Consider the following 22669-nt stretch of genomic DNA (forward strand, 5'->3'; position numbering starts at 1 on the left):
GAGCTCCTCTCAACATATTACGTACGGCAAGAAATAGAACAAGTATTTGATATTGCTAAAAATTACGCCTCACTATTACCTTTGTTTATTGAAAAGGAGGAGACACTTAGAGGACACTTGTTGCTCACATTCATTGCAATTGCAGTGCTACAAACATTACAGTTGGAGATTCGCGCCAGCAAGTACTCTATTGACGCAGTGCTCTCCAACATGGCGAATCAACATGCAAAAATCTTCCAAAGGGTAGTTATCCCCTCTGAGCCGACCAAGGTTCAGAACGACATCTACAAACTCCTGAAGGTTCACCCCGCAAAGGAATACCCCCGCGTTGGAAACTTTTAGGGGGCACGATGTGTGGTGAGAAAATCTACCCGGGAACTCAGGGTAAATGGATCGTATTGCGACATCTTCAGGGTGTATGCGTTGAGTTCCTCCACCACACAGCCAGCACTTGCGGCCCGGCGCTTGAGGTGCTGAACGAACTCGCCCATTCCCGAGCGTTGCGTCGATCGTCCAAAATTTCTCTGATAGGAACGATAGGAATTCTTTTCGATTTTGATTTTTCCAGCCCGTTGGAACAGCTGATTGGCAAGCGTGCCATGATCACGCTTCCTTGTTTCTGCCGTTACGCGATACTGCTCCTTAAGCTTTGCGCGCAAGCGGGCACACCGCTTGCTGACCTTCCATTCATGAACACCTTCCCTGGCTTGTCCGTCATCTTCATAGTTGTCCGGGTTCATGGCTCGCATGGAGCGATCAATCTTGCGCTGCAGAAGGCGTATTTCCTTCCCCTTCATGTCCACATTCGGAGCAACCTCATGGATTGCGGCTTCCTGCGGATGAAAACAGGCAATTTTGTTTGGACCCGGATCTATACCCATGACCTCGGACTTGGAAGCGTACTTGTAGCGCACAGGGGGTATCCCTTCCAGGCAAATCTGCACAAACCAGCGCTTCTTGCCATTAAGGGAACGGCGTACGATAACGGCAATATTTCACCCGTTTGTGGACCGCAAGGTCCGGCTGTTCGTATAAAGCCTCCCTGAGCCAGGGTGTTTCCTTGTAGATGACAGGCAGAGTATGCTTTCGCCAGTACACAACCTGTTTCTCAGGCTTGTAGATTATCTCGTGGTTGTCAGTGCCCTCGATAGTGTTGAGCCCCCGCTTCCGAGACTTGTAGCGCGGTCTTCCGTTTTTCTTGAACAGATAGCGCTCGAGAGCGCGCCAGACAGTTCTCCCTATACACTGGGCTTCATGCGCTCCCAACTGGTCGCGCCCGCTTGCCTTTCTGTGATTGTTGGCAACGGTTTTAAGCCCAAATTCGGTCAGCCCATAGTTGCGCTGGATTTCGCTGAACCGCCTGTTGCGCTCAGGCCCCTTCTCCATTTCACAGGTATCCTTCCAGGACTGGCTATCGCGCATGCGCTTGAGACAGTCCAATGCTGAAGTCAGCGTAGCGTTGTAGAGCGACCAGCCAAATTCGAACGCGTTTTTGAGAAAGCGCTCAAGGCGGTCGTCGACACGCAGAGGCAGTTCAACGATGAAGGTAGGAGTAGTGCATCTCATGGTTGCAGTCGACCGGTTACAGGTTGGAGGGTGTGACTGACCATCAGGCTATCACAAGGCCCTGCGAATGATTTGAGCATGCGGACACACCTTAAAATTCACTTTCCAAACTTCCATTTTGAAAAAAAAGGGGGGGGGTACATTGCTCAATGGATATAATTTATCTTTTTACAGAATAGATTGCAATAAAAATTTTTCATACAAGAAAATATTGTCAGCTCATCAGCCGTAGGAGCTGAAGCAGGCAGCACACGCCTGCTTACCCCACTCTTACGAATGGGGCATACGCAGGCGATGTAAGTTAGGTTCGGTCAAGAGACCCCCGGCTCTTGATGGTAACAGGAACCGGGTCTTGCACGGCGCTTTGGGTGAACGTCCCCCGTGCAAGACTGCCTGCCGAGTTTTTTTGTCTCGTGTCCCCCTTCAAGAGCAAAGAGAGCAGTATCAGCAGCAAAACGAAAAGTATTCGCTTCATTTGGCCCCCCCTATTGAGGGCTTTGCGCCGTCTCTTCCGCAATCTCCATGGGACAGTCGCGCCATCAACCATACCATGCGCGTCCATCCGCCCGGCTGTTTGCCTTGTGGAAGAAAGAAGCGGAAAGCAAACGTGACACCTTGAACTTGCCCATTTTTTCCTTTAGGCTTGTGCCTTGTTGCCATTGATTGTGCAAATGCCTTCCCCCAGGGAAGCTGCCCTTTCATGGCAAGTGGCAGGGGCTAACACCAGGGCTTTCTTCTTTGCGAGGATGGACAGATATGAGAAGCATGACGGGCTTCGGACGCTGCATCATGGAAAACGAGCTTTTTACCCAGCAGTGGGAAATCCGCAGCGTCAACGGCAAAAGGCTGGATATCAAGTGGACCTTGCCCCCCAGTGTCGCCAATCTGGAAAACCGCTTTGACAAGATGGTGCGCAAATACGCTGCCAGGGGACGGGTCAACATCGATTTGAACCTGCAGTTTCTTGCAGCGGATCCGGATCTTCATTTCGACAAGGCCAGGGCAAGGGGCATGCTGGCCTCTGTTGTGGCTCTGGCTACCGAGCGCGGCGACAGTTTCCAGCCCGACTACAACGCCCTTCTTACCATACCTGAGCTGTGGATCTCCTCGGCCGAGGACGTGGATGAAGAGGTGGTCCTCACCCTGGAAAAGGGCCTTGCCCTTGCCCTTGAGGACTGGAACGAATCCAGGGAGACCGAGGGCGCAGCCCTTGGCCACGATCTACTCGCCAGGGTCCTGCGCCTTGAGCAGTGGACGGACATCCTCCGCGAGCGCGCGCCTGCCATCAAGGAAGAGCGTGCCGAGGCTTTGCGCGAACGCATCATGGAAGAGCTTGCCGTACACAATCTGGGCGAACTGGCGGAAACGCGCTTTTTGCAGGAAGCAGTCATCCTGCTCGACCGCCTGGACGTGACCGAGGAGCTCACAAGGCTCAACACCCACCTTGAGCGCATGCGCGAACTCTTTGCCAGCGACGCGGATGTGGGCAGACGCCTGGATTTTACCCTGCAGGAATGCTTCCGCGAAATCACCACCTGCGGCAACAAGGTGCCCGATGTCCAGCTCTCGCGCCTGGTCGTGGACTACAAGAACGAACTGGAAAAATGCCGCGAACAGGCCCAGAACCTGGAATAACTGCCCTGTGGTGAGGATCATCATGCGTCTCGGAACTGCACTTGTACTCAGCGCCCCCTCGGGAGCCGGCAAAACAACCCTGGTGCACAGGCTGCTCAGGGAATTCCCCGATTTCGGCTTTTCCATTTCCTGCACCACCCGCGCCCCCCGCAAAGGCGAGGTCGACGGCAGGGACTACCACTTTCTGACAAGGGAGCGCTTTGCCCAGATGCGCAGCGTGGGCGGCTTTGCCGAATGGGCCGAAGTGCACGGCAACTTTTACGGCACTCCGCTTGCGCCATTGCAGGAAACCCTTGCAAGGGGACAGGATGTGCTTCTCGACGTGGACGTGCAGGGTGCTGCCCAGCTGAAGCTGAGCCTGCCCCACGCAGCTACAGTCTTCATCCTCCCGCCTTCTCTTGAAGAACTCGAGCGCAGACTGCGTTCAAGGGGCACGGACAGCGAGGAGGTGATCGCCACCCGCCTTGGCAATGCCAAAAGGGAAATAGCCGAGGCTCGCTGGTTCGACAGCGTTCTTGTCAACGACAACCTCGACAGGGCCTACGAAAGCCTGCGCGCCCTCTATCTTGCCGCGACTCTTAAAACAGCCCTGAACAGGGCAGCCATCGACGACCTTCTGCACGCCAGGGGGTAAGGAAAAAGCATATGGCAGAACTTATCGTAGCACTGGATTTTTCCGACCCGAAGGATCTTCTTGCCTGCGCGCGCAATCTCTCCGGCACCCTTTCCTGGTGCAAGGTGGGCCTCGAAGCCTTTGTCAAAAGCGGCCCTGCCCTTGTGAACGAGCTTGACGCCATGGGCCTTTCCGTCTTTTTGGACCTCAAGTTCTACGACATTCCCAATACCGTAGCCGCAGCCGTGCGCTCTGCCTGCAAAACACGGGCAAAGCTGCTCACTGTGCATACGCAAGGTGGCGAGGCCATGTGCAGGGCCGCCAGGGCAGCTGCTGACGAGGCAGGCGAGGAAAGACCCCTCATCTTTGGCGTCACTGTGCTCACAAGCTTTGGAGAAGGGAGCATGCCCGGCATCACAAGGGCTCCGCAGGACTTTGCCATGGAGCTGGCAGGCCTTGCCGATTCCTGGGGCCTGGACGGCGTGGTCTGTTCCGGGCACGAGGCAGCCCGCATCAAGTCCGCAACATCCTTGAAGGTTCTCTGTCCCGGCATCCGTCCTGCAGGATCCGCTGCCAACGATCAGGCGCGCGTCATGACGCCTTCCCTGGCCGTTGCCAACGGCGCAGACTATCTGGTCGTGGGCCGCCCCATCACAAGAGCGGACGATCCCGTTGCCGCAGCCAGGGCCATCCTGGAAGAAATCGAAGCCTAGGCAAACCCGTATCCCCTCTTCCCCCACATTCTGCCCCTCAGGGGCAGCCCCAGGGCGCACGCCTTATGGGGCAGCAAAACACCAACGACACAAATCCCTGCGCGTCTTTCTTGCGCAGCGTACGCGTTTTTCCTTTTCAATCGTTTTTTTGGAACAAGAAATGGCTATCTGGTACATGAGACAGGGCCCCGAGCCCAAGCCTTCCCCTGCGCTGGCTGAGAAACTGAACATATCCACCTTTTTGCAGGAACTGCTCTGGCGTCGCAACATTGTCGAGGAAAACGACGTCAACGCCTACCTCGACGCCCGCCTGTCAGGCCTGATCAATCCCAATCAGTGGCCGCAAATCCCCGAGGCCGCAGACTTTATCGTCAAAGCCCTTCTGGAAGGCAAGAAGCTTGTGGTCTGGGGCGACTACGACGTGGACGGAACCACCTCCACGGCCCTTGTGCTGGACATACTTCAGTACCACGGTTTCAGCGTGCTCTGGCACATTCCGGATCGCCATAAAGAGGGCTATGGCATCAACGTGAACGCCATCGAGAAGCTGGCCGAAATGGGCTGTCAGCTTCTCCTCTCCGTGGACTCCGGCATAGCCGACGTCAAGGCCATTGCCAGGGCCAGGGAACTGGGCATGGACGTGGTGGTCTCGGATCACCACCTGCCCCCGGATCCCCTTCCCCCTGCGACACTCTTCTTCAATCCGCGCATGTGCGCCCCGGAAGAGGTGCCCTGCCCCCATCTTGCTGGCGTGGGCGTTGCCTTCTTCCTCATGGCCGCAGTGAACATGCGTCTGCGCAAGCACACAGGCAAATCCTTCAAGATGGACCGCGTGCTCGATCTGGTTGCCCTTGGCACCCTTGCGGACGTCATGCGCCTGACAGGGCAAAACCGCATCCTTGTGCGCGCAGGCCTCGCACGCCTCGAGCGTCCCAAGCGCCCGGGCATAGCCGCACTCAAGGCAGTCTCCGGCATGCACATCAACGCCCCTGTCTCTGCCTCCCAGGTGAGCTTCAAGCTTGCCCCGCGCATCAACGCGGCAGGACGCATGCGCCACGCCCGCGTGGCCCTGCAGCTTTTGCGCTGCACGGACTACAAGAAGGGTCTGGAGCTCGCGGAACAGCTCAACGATTTCAATTCCACAAGGCGCGACACAGAACTCATCATTCTCGACGAGGCCCGCGCCCAGGCACAGCAGCACATAAAAAACAGCGGCAAGTGCGGCCTTGTGCTCTACGGCAAGCAGTGGCATCCCGGCATCATCGGCATTGTGGCCACGCGCATCATCGAGGAATTCCACGTGCCCTGCATCATCATCTGCGATGACAAGGACACCCTCAAAGGGTCCGGCCGCTCCATTCCCGGCTTTGACCTCTACGCCTGCCTTTCGGAAATTCCCGAACACCTCATGGCCTTCGGGGGACACAGGCAGGCTGCAGGCGTGCGCATCATGCCGGGCTTCCTCGAGGCCTTCCGCAAGGATTTCCAGGAGGCGACAAGAAAGCGCCTGCAGGCTCCGGGCGAGGAGGTCATCTGGCTTGACGGCGAGACAGCCCTGAAAAACGTGGGCTCAAGCACCACATCCAGGGAACTCGGGCTCATGGAACCCTTTGGTCCGGGCAACACAGAGCCTGTCTTCGTGTCGAAGCCTGTGGAGATCACAAGCAGACAGACCTTCCGCTCCCGCCAGGACAGCCTCGAGATGAACATCAGGGACCTCGAGGACGGCACCATACTCCACGCCAAGGGCTGGGGCATGGCGGATCGCATTGGCGCAGACCTTGTCGGCAAACCCATACGCGTAGTCTTCACAGTGCGCAGGGAAAACCACTACGGTTTCATCACCCCCGAACTCTCCGTCAAGGACTGGGGGCCCGTGGACAAGGAGATACTCTACCAATCCCCCCAGGGGCCTGCTCCTTGCGAGGATCCGGCAGACGAGGAAGGAAGCGGCGAGGACGAGGAATTCCCCCAGCCCTAGGATACCCTGCCTTGCCTGGCCCGGGCCTTGTCCGTGCGGGGCAAGAAACGTATACTTTTTTCGGATAGCGCTTCCTGCCAAGGTGTGCGCGTCCCGACCCATGCAGGGTCACTGTCTTTTCTGGCACAGCAATTGTGAGGTGTCACATGCCCGACGACAACAAGAAGGAAGTTCTCGAGGCCGAATACGTGGGCGATTCCACGCACGAGCCAGCCCGCAACTACAGTTACGGGCAGTACAATACATACAGTGGAAACGGGCAGCGCGCTGGTGGCGCGAGATTCACCGTTTTCCAGTTCCGGGACAACAGGCTCGATGCCTGCCGGGGCATGCAGCTTGCCAACTTCATCACCATGGTGCTGTTTTTCACCTGTCTTTTCCAGTGGGGCTTTCTCGCAGCCCTGGGCTTTGCCTTCTTCTATATCCTGGCAGCCGGAGCAGGCCTCTACTACAACACGCACCGCCTTCTCACAGGGCACGTGCCCAATCCCTGGCCCTGGCGCATAGGATCCTGGATTGTCTGTCTTGCGCTGGTCTCCTGGCTTGTCTGACAAGGAGTGCCAAAACTGCAACCCTGCTTCGGATGATGGCGCATGGCACGTCTACCTTGTGCGCTGCGCGGACGGAACCCTCTACTGCGGCATAGCAAGGGATGTGGCAAGACGCCTTGCCCAGCACAACGGCCTCCTTTCCGGGGGCGCGCGCTACACGAGGGGGCGCAGACCCGTTGTCCTTGAGGCAAGCCTCGCCTGTTCTTCTAGGCCCGAAGCCCTGCGCCTTGAGGCAAGGGTCAAAAAGATGGCGCGATACGACAAGCTCGCCTTTTTCTCTTCCAGCAGAAAATCATGATTTCAGCACTCACAGCCACGTCCTTCTTCTTCACAGCCCTGCTCTTAGGCTACGCTCCGGGGCCGGACATCATCTTTGTGCTGGCCCAGTCCGCAGTACACGGAGCAAGGGCTGGCCTTGCCACCATGGCAGGCCTTGTGACTGGCCTTTGCGTGCACACAGCCCTTGTCTCCCTTGGCATTGCCGCTCTCATCAAGGCCTCTCCCCTGGCCTTCACTCTCATAAAGTGTGCTGGCGCCGTCTACCTTCTCTACCTTGCCTGGCTTTCGTGGAAGGCAGCTGCAGTGCAGCATCAGGGAAAGCCCCCGGACTTTCCGGGCTACCTTGCACTGTATCGGCGCGGCATCATCATGAACATCACCAATCCCAAGGTGACCATGTTCTTCCTGGCCCTGCTTCCGCAGTTTTGCGATCCCTCAAGGGGCAGCATAGGCATGCAGTGCCTGCAGCTGGGCCTCATCTTCATGGCCGCAACCGTTGTGGCCTTTTCCTCGGTTTCCCTGCTTGCCGGCCGCATCTTTTCCCGCTTCAACCGCACTGCCAAAGGACAGGTCATCCTGAACAAGGCCTGCACCCTCATCTTTGTCACCCTCGCAGTGCTTCTCCTTGTCACGGAACTCTAGGGGGCATCCCCCTGATCCCAGGCAAAGGGCACAGGACAACCACGTTTCACGGAGACGCAACTCATGCCACACAAGAATCCCCTGCACATTCCCCTGCGCGACATTCCCCCGCAGGGGAAGCGCTATGAAGTGAACGAGACCCATGTCTGGGAAGATCCCCTGCAGGAATTCCGCATGGACTGCCGGCTTGTCAGCGCGCCGTGCATGCAGCTGACCATCCTTCCCACGGACGAGGGCTGGCTTTTGTGCGGCCGCATTGGTGCGAAGGTCGTTGTTCCCTGCTGCCGTTGCGCAAAGGACATGGAAGTCGAAGTTGACGAGCCCTTTGAAGACTATGTGCAGGCCCCAGACGAAGGGGAAACGCTTGCACAAAACGATTTTTCCGAGGGCGACGACCATCTTCTGCTTGAGCACGGGGCACTCATGCTGGATCTTGCAGCCATTGCCTGGGAGCAGTTCGCCCTGGCCCTTCCCCCAACGCCTGTGTGCCGCCCGGACTGCAAGGGACTGTGCCCCCACTGCGGAGCAGACCTGAACCAGGGCCCCTGCTCCTGCCCTAAGGACGAGGGGGATCCGAGGCTTGCTGTCCTGCGCGGGCTCAAGGTAGAAAAAGCATAGACAGAAGACAAAGTTTTTGCTAAAGCAGGCTTCTTTGAAAAAGCCCCCGTCATCGGGGGAGTTTTGTCTATTGCATTTTTCCCGCGCCTTCTGCCAGACAGAAACGGCCGGACCATATTCTCAAGGAGAACTTCCAATGGCTGTTCAGCAAAACAAAAAGTCGCGCTCCCGCAAGGGCATGCGTCGTTCCCACGACCGTGTGGCCGTGCCTTCCGTGATCTTCTGCCACTGCGGCGAGCCCACCCTGCCCCATACCGTGTGCCCCAACTGCCACACCTACAACGGTCACACCCTGCCCCAGAACTACGAAGGCCTGAAGACCGTTCTCGGCAGCAAGTAGGGACACCCTTTAGGGACATCCTTTCAGATTTCTTGGAGACTTCTTCCTGCATCTGCCCAATGTCGGACCAGGGTCCGGACAGCGTGCTCGGGAGTATCCGGACGAAGCGAGCGCAAGCATGAGCCAGTCCCCCATCATTGCAGTGGACGCCATGGGCGGCGATTTCGGGCCCTCGGTCATCGTACCGGGAGCCCTTGAGGCTTCCCGTACGAACAATCTCAAGGTTCTCCTTGTGGGAGAAACGGAGCGCATCAAGGAAGTGCTTGCCCATACAGACACTTCCGGCGCAGAGTACGATATTGTTCAGGCCGACGAGGTCGTGCAGATGAACGAACGTCCTGCGGATGTTCTGCGCCGCAAGAAGAAGTCGTCCATCCAGATCGGCTGTACCCTGGTACGCCAGCAGGTCGCGGACGCTGTGGTCAGTGCCGGACATTCCGGTGCGGCCGTGGCCTGTGGCATGTTTACCATCGGTCGCCTCCACGGTGTGGAGCGTCCCGCCCTGTGCACCATTCTTCCCACGGAAAAGCAGCCTGTTGTCCTGCTCGACGCAGGCGCAAACGTGGACTGTCGCCCCTATCATCTCTTCCAGTTCGGCCTCATGGGCGATGCCTTCGCGAGGGACATTCTCAACTATGCCTCCCCCAGGGTGAGCATATTGTCCATTGGCGAGGAAGAGGGCAAGGGCAACTCCCAGGTGAAGGAGGCCTACGAGCTCCTCAAACTGGCAAAGAACCTCAATTTCGTGGGCAACGCGGAAGGAAGGGACATCTTTACCGGGGATTTAGACGTCGTGGTCTGCGACGGCTTTGTGGGCAACATAGTCGTCAAGATGAGCGAAGGCCTTGCCACATCGCTCACCAACATGCTCAAGAAGGTCTTCAAAAGCGGCATCATGCCCATGATGGGCGCCTTGCTTGCGAAAAATGCCTTCAAGCAGTTCCGCAAGACCATCGACTACGCCGAATACGGGGGAGCGCCCCTGCTGGGCCTGAAAAACCTGGCCATTGTCTGCCATGGCAGGTCCAACAGCCGCGCCATCACCTCGGCCGTTTCCATGGCCGGAACCTTTGTGCGCAAGGAAACGGTAGCCAAGCTTGGCGAAACCATCCTTGCCAACGAGGAGCTGACCCGCTTTTCCCGCGCCCTTTAGGAATCACTGGTTCCGCAAAATTTCCGCGAAGCAGGCAGGTGAGGGCCTATAATACCCCTTGCGTGTTTGCTACTGCAGGCCATGCACCCCAATGGGGAGCACGCTCCCCCTGAAAGCCCGTACCCTGGTACGAGGCTGTTCATAATCGGACCGCCATGACAAATCTCTACATCCACTCCTTTGCCCTGCACTCCCCCGAGAAGATCCTCTCCAACGACGACCTGAGCCGTGTTGTGGACACAAGCGACGAGTGGATACGCACACGGACCGGCATCAGCTTCCGCCATGTGGCAGCCGAGGGGGAAAATGCCTCCGATCTCGGCACCATGGCAGCCAGGGATGCCCTGGCCGAAGCAGGCGTTGAGGCAAGCTCGCTCACCCACGTCATCGTGGCTACAGGCACGCCAGACCACCTGAGCCCTTCCCTTTCCTGCATCATTGCCGGAAATCTGGGCGCTGGTGCTGTCATGGCCTTTGACATTTCCGCTGCCTGCACGGGCTTTATCTACGGTCTCTCGGTCTGCCACGCCTTTTTGCAGGCAAACCCGAAGGCCAGAATCCTCTTTGTGTGCGCAGAGGCCATGACAAGGCGCGTGAACTGGCAGGACAGGTCCACCTGCGTGCTTTTTGGCGACGGAGCCGGCGCCATGGTCATCAGCGGCGAGGCCGAAAACGCCCTGGCACGCCTTGAGGACGTGGAGTGCCTAAGCGATGGCAACGGCCGTGATCTCATCGTGGTTGGCGGCGGCACAGCTTGCGCCTACAAGATGGGCGATCCCGTGGACGAGGGCTTCTTCATCCGCATGAACGGGCGCGAGACCTACAAGGCTGCAGTGCGCAACATGACGAGCATCTGCAAGGACCTGCTCGCACGCAACAACTACACCGTCGAAGACGTGGATCTGCTTGTTGCCCATCAGGCCAACATCCGCATTGTGGAAGCCGTTGGCGAACGCCTCGGCATTGCCACGGATCACGTCTTTACCAATCTTTCCCACTACGGCAACACGTCCTCTGCTTCCATACCCATTGCCCTGGCCGAGGCCAAGACACAGGGATGCCTTGCCAAGGGCAAGCTGGTTCTGACTACTGCCTTTGGCTCCGGCCTGACCTGGGGCGGCGCGCTTTTGCGCTTCTAGCGGACAGCAAGCCGTCCACATGGCTGCCAATCCCTGTTCACCGGCATCATACGGAGTTCGATCGTGACTACCCTTTCCGCCACAGCACCCACGGCCCTTGTGACCGGTGGTTCCCGCGGCATAGGCCGCGCCATTGCCCTGGCCCTTGCAAAAGACGGCTACCAGATTCTTCTCACCTATGTGAGCCGTCCCGAGCAGGCCGAGGGCGTTGTCAAGGAAATCGAGGCCCTGGGCGGGGCTGCCCAGTGCCACTGCCTCAATGTGGCTGACGCCGCGGCCGTCGCCTCGTTCTTCCAGAACGAAATCAAGGGCAAGGTCAATCTGGCCTTGCTTGTGAACAATGCCGGCATCACCAAGGACGGTTTCCTCATCCGCATGAAGGACGAGGACTTTGACGCGGTCATTTCCGTGAACCTGCGCGGTGCCTTCGTGTGCACCAGGGAAGCGGCCCGCATCATGAGCAAGAACCGCTCTGGCTGCATCATCAATATTTCTTCTGTCGTCGGACAGATGGGCAATGCCGCCCAGGCGAACTACTGTGCCTCCAAGGCCGGTATCATCGGACTGACAATGTCCAACGCCAAGGAGCTGGCTGCCCGTGGCATTCGTGTCAACGCCGTGGCCCCCGGCTTCATCGAAACGGAAATGACTGCCGTTCTCGGCGAGGAACAGCGCGCCCAGTACACGGAAGCCATCCCCCTGAAGCGTCTGGGCACTGCCGACGATGTGGCAAATGCCGTGGCCTTTTTGGCCTCACCCAAAGCCGCCTACATCACAGGCCAGGTTCTGGCCGTCAACGGCGGCATGTACTGCTGATATTCGGGACACGTATCCCGACTTCAAACCAACACTACCTGGAGGAAAACATGTCTGACGTTGCCGATAAGGTTACCAAAATCATCGTGGACCAGCTTGGCGTGACCGCTGACGAAGTGAAGCCCGAAGCCAGCTTTGTCGAAGATCTTGGCGCAGACTCCCTGGACCTGACCGAACTGATCATGGCCATGGAAGAAGAGTTCGACATCGAAATCGCCGATGACGACGCCCAGAAGATCCAGAAGGTCCAGGACGCCATCAGCTACATCGAAGCCAAGCAGGCCTAGTTCACTTTCCGTTTTTTTCGAGGCAGGGCCATCATGGCCCTGCCCCTGTTTCAACGAGCAAAAATTCATCAGAATGGAGGAGGAGCAATGGCTCGACCCCGCGTCGTTATCACCGGTCTTGCCGGTCTCTCGCCCCTTGGTCTGGACATGGCTACAACATGGGACCGTATCAAGGCTGGCGAATCCGGTATTGGCCCCATTACGCTTTTTGACGCCACCGAGTACGACTCCAAGGTGGCCGGAGAAGTGAAGGACTTCGATCCGACCAGATATGTTTCTGCCAAACAGGCAAGGCATATGGATCGCTTCACCCAATTCGCCTCTGCCGCTGGCTCCATGCTGATGGAAGACTCCGGGTTTGTGGTCACCCCGGAGAACGAGCACAGCACCGGTGTCATCATGGGTGTGGGCCTCGGCGGTCTGCGCACCATTGAAATCTACCAGGAAAAGCTGCTCAAATCCGGCCCCAACAAGATTTCGCCCTTCATGATCCCCATGCTCATTTCCAACATGGGACCAGGCGAACTCGGCATCAAGTTCGGCATCAAGGGCCCGAACTACGTCACCACCTCGGCCTGCGCCTCTGCCAGCCATGCCCTGGGCACAGCCTATTCGGAAATGGTTCTCGGCCGCGTGCGCGCCTGCATCTCCGGTGGCTGCGAAGCAACCGTGACGCCCCTTGGCGTTGCCGGCTTTACAGCCTTAAAGGCCCTTTCCACCCATTTCAACGACAATCCCACCATGTCCTCCCGTCCCTTCGACAAGGATCGCGACGGTTTTGTCATTGGCGAAGGCTGCGGTCTGCTCATGCTGGAGCTTCTTGAGGACGCCCAGGCACGCGGCGCCAAGATATACGCGGAAATCGTCGGCTACGGCGCTTCCTGCGATGCCTACCACATGACCGCTCCCGAGCCCGACGGCACAGGCATGGAATGGGCCATGCGCAACGCCCTGAAGGACGCAGGCATTGCTCCCGAGGCCGTAGGCCACATCAATGCCCATGCCACCTCCACCAAACAGGGCGACGTCATCGAGACGCGCGCCATGAAAAAGGTCTTTGGCGACCACGCCAAGAACCTGCATATTTCCGCCACAAAGTCCATGACCGGCCACCTTCTGGGCGCAGCCGGCGGCATCGAGGCCTGCTTCACGGCCCTTGCCCTCAAGGAAGAGATCATTCCGCCCACCATCAATCTGGAAAACGCGGACGAAGAGTGCGATCTCGACTACACGCCCAACAAGGCCAACCATGTGGCCTGTGAGTACGCCCTGTGCAACTCCTTCGGCTTTGGCGGCACCAACGCCAGCATTGTCCTGAAGAAGTGGACCGACTAGTCCTGCAGGGCACAAGATTTGCCTGAGATATTCGCAGCCTTTGCACACAAGCAAGGGCTGCGAGTCTTTTTTTCTGCTGCAGGCCAAGGCCCAAAAAAGCCTTTTGTCTGCCAAACAGCCCTGCCCAAGGCAGGCGACAATCCCAGGAGCCTCCAATGGACGAAATCCTCTTTGAAGATCCGGAACTTGCCCGTGTCATTGCCCTGGAGAGCGAGCGGCAGCTGACAAAGCTCGAGCTCATTGCCTCCGAGAACTTTGTGTCTCCGGCCGTGCGCCAGGCCCAGGGCAGTGCCCTGACCCACAAGTACGCAGAAGGCTATCCGGGCCATCGCTACTACGGCGGCTGCGAATTTGTGGACATGGCAGAGAACCTTGCCATCGAGCGTGCCCAAAAGCTCTTTGGCTGCGAATACGTGAATGTGCAGCCCCATTCCGGCTCGCAGGCCAACATGGCCTCCTATTTTGCTCTCATCAAGCCAGGCGACACCATTCTCGGCATGAATCTTTCCCACGGCGGACACCTGACCCACGGGTCTCCGGTGAACTTTTCCGGAAAATTCTTCAAGGTGGAATCCTACGGCGTGGACAGGGAAACCGGCCGCATCGACTACGATGCCCTGGAGGAAAAGGCAAAGGCCTGCCATCCCAGCCTGATCGTTGCCGGCGCCTCTGCCTACCCCCGCATCATCGACTTTGCCCGCATCCGCGCCATTGCCGATGAGGTGGGCGCAAAGCTTCTGGTGGACATGGCCCACATTGCAGGCCTTGTCGCAGCAGGCCTGCACCCCTCTCCCGTGCCCTACGCCCATGTGGTCACAACCACGACCCACAAGACCCTGCGCGGCCCCAGAGGCGGCATGATCCTTGCGAGCGAGGATCTGCGCAAGCCCCTGAACAGCCAGATCTTCCCCGGCATCCAGGGCGGCCCCCTCATGCACGTCATAGCAGCCAAGGCCGTAGCCTTCGGCGAGGCCCTGCGCCCCGGCTTCAAGACCTACAGCAAGCAGGTCATAAGCAACGCCCAGGTGCTCTCCAAACTTTTGCTCGACGCAGGCTTCAAGCTCACCAGTGGTGGCACGGACAATCACCTCATGCTCATGGATCTGCGTGACAAGGAGTACACCGGCAAGGACGCAGAACACGCCCTCGACGAGGCAGGCATCACCGTGAACAAGAACACCGTGCCCTTCGAGACCAGATCTCCCTTTGTGACCAGCGGCATCCGCATTGGCGTTGCCGCCCTGACCACCAGGGGCATGAAGGAAGAGCACATGAAGACTGTGGGGAACTTCATCGTGACCGTTTTGAACAACATTGGCGATGCAAACGTGATCGCCAGGACACGCAAGGAAGTGCAGGACTTCGCAAGCTCCTTCCCCATCTTCACCTGGTAGGCAAATCCCGGCCCGGCGCAAGACGCAGCATATTTTTTGACGACTTCTTCCAGGGGGGAGCCTTTGCCCGCGTGGCAAGGGCTCCCCCTTGGCGTACAGGGGCCATGGCGGCCGTTTTCCCCAATTTTTCGGGAAAATGGCAACTTGTTTTCGCTGCCTGCAACGTGTATGCTTCTTTGCTGCACGCCGGCAGCCTCTTCCTTTGCAACCTGCTGGCACCTGCCTGTTTTTTGCCTGCCGCGCAGCATTGCACGCGGCAGGCGACAAGAAGGATACCCCATGCAGACCATCCCGGATCCCCTGGCCTGTGCGGCCCATAGTCAGCGCATACCATGGCCTGTCTATTTCATGCGCATTGCGTATATGGTGAGCACACGTTCCACCTGCCTGCGCCGCAGGGTAGGCTGCGTCCTTGTCAAGGACAAGCGCATCCTTGCCACCGGCTACAACGGCGCACCGGCAAACACTGCCCACTGCCTGGATACAGGCTGCATGCGCCAAAACCTCGGCATCCCCTCGGGCCAGCGTCTGGACATCTGCAGGGCCATACATGCAGAGCAGAACGTCATAGTCCAGGCTGCCGTGCACGGAGTCCCTGTTTATGGAGCAGACATCTTCTGCACCACCCATCCGTGTTCGCAGTGTTCGAAAATGCTCATCAACTGCGGGGTCAAGACCATCTACTACTGCGAAAGCTACCCGGACGAACTCTCCGCAGCTATGCTTGAGGAAGCCGGCATACGCATGGAGAAGATGGAAAAGCCATCTCTCGACTTCGAACTGCCTGCCCTCTAGGCAAGGCTACGCACCGCGCACGCGGCTTTCACAGGATACAGACAATCGGCCAGCCCTTGTGAAAAAACTTCTCCTTTGCACAAGGACAGTGTGGCCGAGGCATAGCAGGCCATCATGCATCCGCATGGGTGTGTGAGCGCACAGGGCCTGCGGGCAACGACGCATTTCAAGGAAAAGATCATGAGCAGTACCCATCGCTTTGCCCTCCCCATGAGAGAGGCCATTCTTGAAGCCGGCAAGGGTCGTTTCGACACCTACCCCAATCCTTCCGTGGGAGCCGTGCTTTTGCACGACGGTGTCATTGTTGCCAGGGGGCACCACAACCATGCCGGCGGCCCCCACGCGGAAGTCGCCTGCCTGCAGGATGCCCAGCGCAGATGTATTTCCCCGCGTGGCTGCACCATGGTGGTCACCCTTGAGCCCTGCAATCACCAGGGCAAGACCGGTCCCTGCACGGAAGCAATCATCAAGGCCGGTATTTCCCGCGTGGTTATTGGCACACATGATCCCAATCCCAAGGCCCAGGGCGGAGCCCAGAGGCTGCGCGAGGCTGGCGTGGATGTCATCGAGGGTGTGCTCGAGCCCGAGTGCCGCCTTGTGGTTGCCGACTATCTCACCTGGCTTGAGCAAAAGCGCCCCTTCGGCATGCTGAAGCTCGCCTCCACTCTTGACGGTCGCATTGCCACCCGCACAGGCAACTCCCGCTGGATCACCGGCGAGGAAGCCCGCAGCGACGTGCACCGTCTGCGCTCCGGCATAGGCCGGGCAGGTGGCGCCATCCTCATTGGCGGCAGCACCTTCCGCAAGGACAACCCCCAGCTGACTGCCAGGGGCATCCATGCTGGCGGACGTCAGCCCAAGGCCATTGTCTTCACCACCACCCTGCCCGACTCTTCTGCAGAGTACCATCTTCTGCGCGAAAGGGCCGAGGACGCCATCTTCTTTGTCAACTGCGAGGAAGGAAAGAGCGACAGGGCAAAGGCCTTGCGCGACATCGGTGTGACTGTGCTTGCCAGCGAGTTTGGGCCGGACGCTCCCGTTGACGACCATCTCCACTACCTCATGAAGGCCCTCTACAGCATGGGCATGCCCTACCTTCTGTGCGAGGGCGGCGGCCGTCTGGGCCTGAGGCTCATGGAAGCAGGTCTTGTGGATCTCTTCTTCCTGCATATGGCCAACACCATCATAGGCGACAGGGAAGCCCGTCCCCTCTTTGACGGCAGGACCCCGGACACCCTGGACGAGGTCTTGAGGCTCAAGAACGTGGGTACCCGCCTGGTGGGCCTCGATATGGCCATGGCCTATCTGCCGGCCAATTCCTGGCTTGCGCCCAGCATTGGCGAGCTCTCGACCCTGCACGGCGAGTCCAGCCTGTGGCTGTGCGACGAAAACTTTCCCCAGATTCCCGGCCAGCGCCAGGACTAGCCCATGTTTACGGGTCTTGTGCAGACAGCCGGCGAAATAGCCTCCATAGCCAAATCAGGCCAGGAGTGCCGCCTGACCATCCGTACGGAACTTGCAAGGCAAACCCTTGTCCACGGCGAATCCATTGCCGTGAACGGTGCGTGCCTGAGCGTTGAAAGCTTTGACGCTGCCTCCTTCACGGCCTATGCCTCGGCGGAAACCATGCGCCGCACCAATCTCGGACGCCTTTCCCACGGCTCCCTTGTCAATCTCGAGCGCGCCCTGCGCCTTGGCGACCGCCTTGGGGGACACATTGTGTCCGGACACGTGGACTGCCAGGCAAGAGTTGTGTCCATAGAGCCCGCAGGCCAGTCCCTTTGCTGTGTCTTCCACTACCCGTCCGAATTCGCAGCCGAGGTCATCCCCAAGGGCTCTGTCTGCCTCGACGGCATAAGCCTTACCATCAACACCTGCACGCACGAGGAATTTTCCGTCAACGTCATCCCGGACACACAAAAGCGCACCAGCATGCGACTGTGGAAACCCGGCTACATGGCCAACATGGAAACGGATGTCCTTGGAAAGTACGTGCGCCGCTGCCTTTGTGTACAGGGCAGGGACTCTAGCGACAGGCAGGACGAAGACAGGGCAAGGCCAGGCATCAGCATGGAATTTCTGGCCCAGCATGGCTTTGTCTAGAAATTCTACCATCCAGAAATAACAAATTTTTCCCCATATCTTTCAAACAACCTTCAAACCAGTCTCCCGGACCGGAGGAGAACATGCCGCACATTATCGAAGGGCAGATGACAGCCCAAGGCCTCAAGGTCGCCATTGTTGCCACCCGTTTCAATGATTTTGTGGTTTCGCATCTTGTCAGCGGAGCCATGGATTTTCTGACTCGTCACGGAATGAATGCGGACGATGCCACCATCATCCGCGTGCCCGGCGCCTTTGAGTTGCCCATTGCCTGCAAGAAGGTGGCTGCCTCCGGCAAGTACGACGGCATTGTGGCCCTTGGCGCAGTGATCCGCGGCGGCACCCCCCACTTCGACTATGTCTGCAGCGAGGCTGCCAAGGGTCTTGCACTGGTGAGCCTTGAAAAGGACATCCCCTTAGGCTTTGGCCTTCTGACCTGCGATTCCCTGGAACAGGCCATCGACAGGGCCGGTGCAAAGTCCGGCAACAAGGGCGTGGAAGCTGCTTCCGCCATGCTTGAAACCATCCGCGTGCTCGAGCAGATCTAGGGTGCGGACGGAGCGCATAATGGGCAAAAAATGCAGACACAACCACAGGGAGATAGCCTTCCAGGTTCTCTACAGCCTCTATTTTCGCAACGCAGAAACACTTTCCGAACTGCAGGACCTCTTCCTCTCTTGCCTTGACGCGGCAAGAGATCCCGAAACCAGGGACGCAAGGGAAGTGAAAGACGCAAAACCCGTGAAGGAAGGCAAATCCGAGAGCGAAGCACCAGCACCTCGCCCGGAGCGCAAGCCCGAGGGTTTTGGCTGGCAGCTTGTGCGCGGTGTGTGGGAGAAGCAGGACAGGCTCGACAGCATCATTGCCGAATTTGCCAGACGCGGCCTTGACCGCATCGGCAGGACCGAGCTTGTGATCCTGCGCCTCGGCGTCTTTGAGCTTCTGCAGCCCGAGGCCATTGATTCGCGCATCATTCTTTCCGAGGCCATTATCCTTGCACACGACTTCGGAGACGAGAACTCCTACCAGTTCATCAACGGCATCCTGCACAGCATTGCCAATGCCGTTGAGGAAGGGAAGCTTTCCCCGTCCTCCCTCTGATCAAAAATCCTTGTTTGCAGGGGCAAAAAGGCCCGTGCCACCGAAAAAAAAACATGAAAAGATACAATCCCCAGGAAATCGAACTGAAATGGCAGAAGCGCTGGGAAGAAACCCATGCCTTTGCCTGTACCCACGAGAGCAGCCTGCCCAAATACTATGTGCTCGAAATGTTCCCCTATCCCTCGGGCAATCTGCACATGGGGCATGTGCGCAACTACTGCATAGGCGATGTTTTGGCCAGGGCCAAGAGAATGCAGGGCTTCAACGTCCTGCACCCCATCGGCTGGGACGCCTTCGGCCTGCCTGCCGAAAACGCTGCCATCAAGCACAATACCCATCCTGCCAGCTGGACCTATTCCAACATTGCCAACATGCGCGGCCAGATGAAGCGCCTTGGCTACAGCTACGACTGGGCAAGAGAGCTCGCCACCTGCCGTCCCGAATACTACCGCTGGGAACAGCTCTTCTTCATCAAATTCCTGGAAAAGGGCCTGCTCTACAGAAAGGCTGCCCCCCAGAACTGGTGTCCTTCCTGCCACACCGTGCTTGCCAACGAACAGGTCGTGGAAGGCTGCTGCTGGCGCTGCGACACGCCCGTTGAGCAAAAGGACCTCACCCAGTGGTTTTTGCGCATCACAGCCTACGCAGACGAGCTTCTGAAGGATCTGGAGCTTTTGAAGGGTGGCTGGCCTGAACGCGTCATTGCCATGCAGCACAACTGGATCGGCAAATCCGAGGGTGCAGAAATCGTCTTCCCGCTGGAAAAGCCCGTGGGCGGCGAAAAGAGCATCTCCGTGTTCACCACAAGGCCCGACACTGTCTTTGGCGTGAGCTTCATGACCATGGCACCAGAGCATCCCCTGGTGCAGGAAATCATCAAGGGCCTGCCCAACGAGGACAAAATCCAGGAATTCATCGACAAGGTGCGCAACATGGATCGCATCGAGCGCCAGTCCGAGACCCTGGAAAAGCAGGGCATTGCCACAGGCGCCTACGTGCTCCATCCCTTCACAGGCAAGAAGATCCCCATCTGGCTCGGCAACTTTGTCATCGCAAGCTACGGCACAGGCGCTGTCATGGGCGTTCCCTCTCACGACCAGCGCGACTTCGACTTCGCGCGCAAGTACAATCTGCCCATCACCCAGGTGGTCAGCAAGACAGGCGAGATCGAGGACACAGCCTCCTGGGAATGCGCCATGACCGAACCCGGCATCATGGTCAATTCCGGCGAATTTGACGGCCTTGCCAACGAGGAAGGCAAGAAAAAAATCGTTGAAGCCCTGCAGGAAAGGGGCCTTGGCAAGGGCACAACACAGTTCCGCCTGCGCGACTGGAACATCTCCCGCCAGCGCTACTGGGGTGCTCCCATCCCCGTTGTCTACTGCGACAAGTGCGGCATTGTGGCCGAAAAGGCAGAGAACCTGCCCATCATGCTGCCCCTGGACGTCAAGACCTTCCCGGACGGCAAATCGCCCCTGCCCGCCACCGCATCCTTTGTGGAATGCACCTGCCCCAAGTGCGGCGGCAAGGCCAGGCGAGAAACCGACACCATGGACACCTTCGTGGAATCGAGCTGGTATTTTACCCGCTACACCAGTGCCAGAAACGAGAAGGAAGCCTTCGACAAGGACGCCCTCTCCTACTGGATGCCCGTGGACCAGTACATCGGCGGTGTCGAGCACGCCATCCTGCATCTGCTCTACGCCCGCTTCTTCACCAAGGCCCTGCGCGACCTTGGCTTCTACCCGGACAATCTGGACGAACCCTTCCAGCGTCTGCTCACCCAGGGCATGGTCCTGCTTGACGGCAGCAAGATGAGCAAATCCAAGGGCAACATCGTCAATCCCGAGGAGATGATCGACAAATACGGTGCTGACACCGTGCGCCTGTTCTGCCTCTTTGCAGCCCCGCCGGAGCGCGACTTCGACTGGACAGAGTCCGGCATCGAGGGTGCAAACCGCTTCTTGCAGCGCATCTGGCGCCTGTTCGAGGACAGCCAAAACCTGCTCCTTCCCGTGCCTGCAGCCTCGTCTACGTCCGAGGACGCAGTGGACGCTGAGGCCAGGGATCTGCGCTGCAAGGAACACTCGACCATCAAGAAGGCAGGCGAGGACATGGGCACACGCTGCCAGTTCAATACTGCCATTGCCTCCATCATGGAACTTGTGAACGCCATGTATCTCTACAGGGCCAAGATGGGCCAGGACGAGGGCAGCCGCAGGGTGTTCTCCTCTGCCATGGCCACAGTGCTCACCACCCTGTCCCCCATTGCTCCCCACATGTGCGAGGAGCTGTGGTCCGTCATGGGTCAGGAAGGGCTTGTGTCCGCCCAGAGCTGGCCAAAGTACGATGAGGCAGCCCTTGTGCGCGACACCCAGACCATTGCCCTGCAGGTCAACGGCAAACTGCGCGGCACTGTGGATCTGCCCACCGGCGCTGACAAGAAGGCCCTGGAAGAGGCAGCCCTTGCCCATCCGTCCGTGCAGAAGTTCACAGCCGGCCTGAATGTCGTGCGCGTCATTGTCGTTCCCGGCAAGCTCGTCAACATCGTGGCAAAGTAATGGCCCAAGCCGCCCGTCAGCGTGCTCAGGCGCAGTCCCAACGCCCGGGCTTTCTCTTCCTTTCCTGCCCGGATTCGCAAATCCTGCTGGAGGAAGTAGAGGCCAGGGCTAGGGCCTGGGCCCCTCAGGATGGTCCCTTCAAGAGACTCTGCTTTTGGGGGGACGAGCCTCCGGACAACAGCTTCTGGGAGGCCCTGAACCTGCGCGATCTCTTTGGCTCCGTGCGCCTTGTTGTGGTCCGCCAGGCCCATCTGTGGCACGCGGATGTGTGGAAGCTTCTGGACAAGATGCTTGCAAGGCCCCTGACTGGCTCCTTCCCCATCTTCTGCCTGGAAAATGCCCAGGACGGAAAGGGCAAGATCAAGGTCCCCCAGGTCATAGACAAGCTCAAATGCATGAAGTTTGCCACCAAGATGGGCTGGACCTGGGGTGACGCAGGCCTTACGGACAAGAACATCAGAACCTACGTGACAGCACAGGCAAGGGCCCGCGGGCTAGCCCTCGACAACATGACCCTGAATGCCCTGTGCGAGAACACGCCGCGCTTTGCCGGTGTGGTGGCAGCGGAACTGGACAAGCTGGCCCTTCTGGCAAAGCCCGGAACCTCTGTCACCCCCAACCTTCTGGGAACAGCGGACTGGTCCGCAGAAGGCCAGACCTTTTCCTGCCTCAACTATCTCATGCAGGGCAAGGAAAGGCTTGTGTGGAGCGAGCTTGCCAAGATAGGCGATCTGGATGATCAGGCCTTTCTGATCCTTGGGCTTCTTGCCTGGAATTTCCGCACCCTCTGGCTGCTCATGGTGGACGGCTATGTGGGAAGACCTGTCTACTCACTGAACGCTGCCATGGCCAAACGCATAGGCGCAAAGCGCCTTGCCCAGTGCATGACCTGCGTTCTGGATGCGGAAATCGCCATCAAGACCGGCACGCAGCCAAGGCAGAGCATGGAGATAACCTTTGCAAGGCTTTTCTCCATCCTGCACGGCAAATAGGCAAAAAACGCAAAAGAACAATGCAAAAGGCCATGCTCCCTGTCCGGGGGAGCAT

At 58.5% G+C, this 22669-nt stretch carries 25 protein-coding genes; 23 read left to right on the forward strand and 2 right to left on the reverse strand.

Annotated elements, in window-relative coordinates; translation table 11 throughout:
* Window positions 1-342, forward strand: a 342-nt coding sequence (locus B5F76_RS14695; RefSeq protein ID WP_204218280.1) for a hypothetical protein, incomplete at its 5' end; no start/stop codon positions are given.
* Here B5F76_RS14695 and B5F76_RS00010 read toward each other — a convergent pair.
* Together B5F76_RS00010 and B5F76_RS00015 are read right to left on the reverse strand one after the other, a co-directional pair.
* A complete protein-coding gene (locus B5F76_RS00010) occupies window positions 339-914 on the reverse strand; it encodes a hypothetical protein (RefSeq protein ID WP_087349435.1) in 576 nt (191 codons plus the stop codon). The two genes, B5F76_RS14695 and B5F76_RS00010, sit on opposite strands and share 4 nt — an antisense overlap.
* A 49-nt stretch (window positions 915-963) precedes the next feature.
* Entirely contained in the window at window positions 964-1566 is a 603-nt protein-coding gene (locus tag B5F76_RS00015) for a hypothetical protein (protein WP_087349437.1), read from the reverse strand.
* A gap of 756 nt (window positions 1567-2322) precedes the next feature.
* Between B5F76_RS00015 and B5F76_RS00020 the strand changes: the two genes are divergently transcribed.
* The 22 genes from B5F76_RS00020 to B5F76_RS00125 all read left to right on the forward strand — a co-directional run bounded on the left by B5F76_RS00020 (window position 2323) and on the right by B5F76_RS00125 (window position 22614).
* Complete coding sequence (locus B5F76_RS00020; protein ID WP_087349439.1) at window positions 2323-3201, forward strand: YicC/YloC family endoribonuclease; 879 nt, start codon at window positions 2323-2325, stop codon at window positions 3199-3201.
* Window positions 3202-3223: 22 nt separating this feature from the next.
* Window positions 3224-3835, forward strand: coding sequence for a guanylate kinase (gene gmk / locus B5F76_RS00025; protein WP_087350168.1), 612 nt, complete (start codon window positions 3224-3226; stop codon window positions 3833-3835).
* 11 nt (window positions 3836-3846) lie between these two features.
* Window positions 3847-4527, forward strand: coding sequence for an orotidine-5'-phosphate decarboxylase (gene pyrF, locus B5F76_RS00030; RefSeq protein ID WP_087349441.1), 681 nt, complete (start codon window positions 3847-3849; stop codon window positions 4525-4527).
* A 160-nt stretch (window positions 4528-4687) separates the two neighbouring features.
* The gene (gene recJ / locus B5F76_RS00035) at window positions 4688-6508 is read left to right on the forward strand and encodes a single-stranded-DNA-specific exonuclease RecJ (RefSeq protein WP_087349443.1); all 1821 of its coding nucleotides are present in this window, start codon (window positions 4688-4690) and stop codon (window positions 6506-6508) included.
* A 146-nt stretch (window positions 6509-6654) separates the two neighbouring features.
* Window positions 6655-7059 carry a hypothetical protein gene (locus tag B5F76_RS00040; RefSeq protein WP_087349445.1) on the forward strand — a complete coding sequence of 135 codons (405 nt, stop codon included), beginning with the start codon at window positions 6655-6657 and terminating at the stop codon, window positions 7057-7059.
* The gene (locus B5F76_RS00045) at window positions 7052-7357 is read left to right on the forward strand and encodes a GIY-YIG nuclease family protein (protein ID WP_087349447.1); all 306 of its coding nucleotides are present in this window, start codon (window positions 7052-7054) and stop codon (window positions 7355-7357) included. The genes B5F76_RS00040 and B5F76_RS00045 overlap by 8 nt, the downstream gene beginning before the upstream one ends.
* Window positions 7354-7980: a LysE family translocator gene (locus tag B5F76_RS00050; protein ID WP_087349449.1), complete on the forward strand. Its 627-nt coding sequence runs from the start codon at window positions 7354-7356 to the stop codon at window positions 7978-7980. The genes B5F76_RS00045 and B5F76_RS00050 overlap by 4 nt, the downstream gene beginning before the upstream one ends.
* A 63-nt stretch (window positions 7981-8043) precedes the next feature.
* On the forward strand, window positions 8044-8598 hold the full coding sequence (locus B5F76_RS00055) for a YceD family protein (protein ID WP_087349451.1): 555 nt from the start codon (window positions 8044-8046) through the stop codon (window positions 8596-8598).
* Window positions 8599-8734: 136 nt separating this feature from the next.
* Window positions 8735-8938 (forward strand): 50S ribosomal protein L32, encoded by a 204-nt coding sequence (gene rpmF / locus B5F76_RS00060; RefSeq protein WP_087349453.1) that lies wholly within the window; start codon window positions 8735-8737, stop codon window positions 8936-8938.
* A 118-nt stretch (window positions 8939-9056) separates the two neighbouring features.
* Window positions 9057-10091: a phosphate acyltransferase PlsX gene (gene plsX, locus B5F76_RS00065; RefSeq protein WP_087349455.1), complete on the forward strand. Its 1035-nt coding sequence runs from the start codon at window positions 9057-9059 to the stop codon at window positions 10089-10091.
* Window positions 10092-10246: 155 nt separating this feature from the next.
* On the forward strand, window positions 10247-11230 hold the full coding sequence (locus B5F76_RS00070) for a beta-ketoacyl-ACP synthase III (protein WP_087349457.1): 984 nt from the start codon (window positions 10247-10249) through the stop codon (window positions 11228-11230).
* Between the two features lie 63 nt (window positions 11231-11293).
* Window positions 11294-12046: a 3-oxoacyl-[acyl-carrier-protein] reductase gene (gene fabG, locus B5F76_RS00075; RefSeq protein ID WP_087349459.1), complete on the forward strand. Its 753-nt coding sequence runs from the start codon at window positions 11294-11296 to the stop codon at window positions 12044-12046.
* A 50-nt stretch (window positions 12047-12096) separates the two neighbouring features.
* A complete protein-coding gene (gene acpP / locus B5F76_RS00080) occupies window positions 12097-12333 on the forward strand; it encodes an acyl carrier protein (RefSeq protein WP_087349461.1) in 237 nt (78 codons plus the stop codon).
* 87 nt (window positions 12334-12420) lie between these two features.
* Window positions 12421-13668, forward strand: a complete 1248-nt coding sequence (fabF, locus tag B5F76_RS00085; protein WP_087349463.1) for a beta-ketoacyl-ACP synthase II — start codon at window positions 12421-12423, stop codon at window positions 13666-13668.
* Between the two features lie 155 nt (window positions 13669-13823).
* Complete coding sequence (glyA, locus tag B5F76_RS00090) at window positions 13824-15062, forward strand: serine hydroxymethyltransferase (protein ID WP_087349465.1); 1239 nt, start codon at window positions 13824-13826, stop codon at window positions 15060-15062.
* A 279-nt stretch (window positions 15063-15341) separates the two neighbouring features.
* On the forward strand, window positions 15342-15857 hold the full coding sequence (locus tag B5F76_RS00095) for a deoxycytidylate deaminase (protein ID WP_087350170.1): 516 nt from the start codon (window positions 15342-15344) through the stop codon (window positions 15855-15857).
* 180 nt (window positions 15858-16037) lie between these two features.
* Window positions 16038-17282 carry a bifunctional diaminohydroxyphosphoribosylaminopyrimidine deaminase/5-amino-6-(5-phosphoribosylamino)uracil reductase RibD gene (gene ribD, locus B5F76_RS00100; RefSeq protein ID WP_087350174.1) on the forward strand — a complete coding sequence of 415 codons (1245 nt, stop codon included), beginning with the start codon at window positions 16038-16040 and terminating at the stop codon, window positions 17280-17282.
* A gap of 3 nt (window positions 17283-17285) precedes the next feature.
* Window positions 17286-17960: a riboflavin synthase gene (locus B5F76_RS00105; RefSeq protein WP_087349467.1), complete on the forward strand. Its 675-nt coding sequence runs from the start codon at window positions 17286-17288 to the stop codon at window positions 17958-17960.
* 83 nt (window positions 17961-18043) lie between these two features.
* Window positions 18044-18508 carry a 6,7-dimethyl-8-ribityllumazine synthase gene (gene ribH, locus B5F76_RS00110; RefSeq protein WP_087349469.1) on the forward strand — a complete coding sequence of 155 codons (465 nt, stop codon included), beginning with the start codon at window positions 18044-18046 and terminating at the stop codon, window positions 18506-18508.
* A 19-nt stretch (window positions 18509-18527) separates the two neighbouring features.
* Window positions 18528-19061 carry a transcription antitermination factor NusB gene (gene nusB / locus B5F76_RS00115; RefSeq protein WP_087349471.1) on the forward strand — a complete coding sequence of 178 codons (534 nt, stop codon included), beginning with the start codon at window positions 18528-18530 and terminating at the stop codon, window positions 19059-19061.
* A 53-nt stretch (window positions 19062-19114) separates the two neighbouring features.
* The gene (leuS, locus tag B5F76_RS00120) at window positions 19115-21622 is read left to right on the forward strand and encodes a leucine--tRNA ligase (protein ID WP_087349473.1); all 2508 of its coding nucleotides are present in this window, start codon (window positions 19115-19117) and stop codon (window positions 21620-21622) included.
* Window positions 21622-22614: a DNA polymerase III subunit delta gene (locus B5F76_RS00125; protein ID WP_087349475.1), complete on the forward strand. Its 993-nt coding sequence runs from the start codon at window positions 21622-21624 to the stop codon at window positions 22612-22614. The genes leuS and B5F76_RS00125 overlap by 1 nt, the downstream gene beginning before the upstream one ends.
* Window positions 22615-22669 lie beyond the last annotated feature (55 nt).

Source organism: Desulfovibrio sp. An276 (assembly GCF_002159665.1).
Taxonomy (GTDB): Bacteria; Desulfobacterota; Desulfovibrionia; order Desulfovibrionales; family Desulfovibrionaceae; genus Desulfovibrio; species Desulfovibrio faecigallinarum.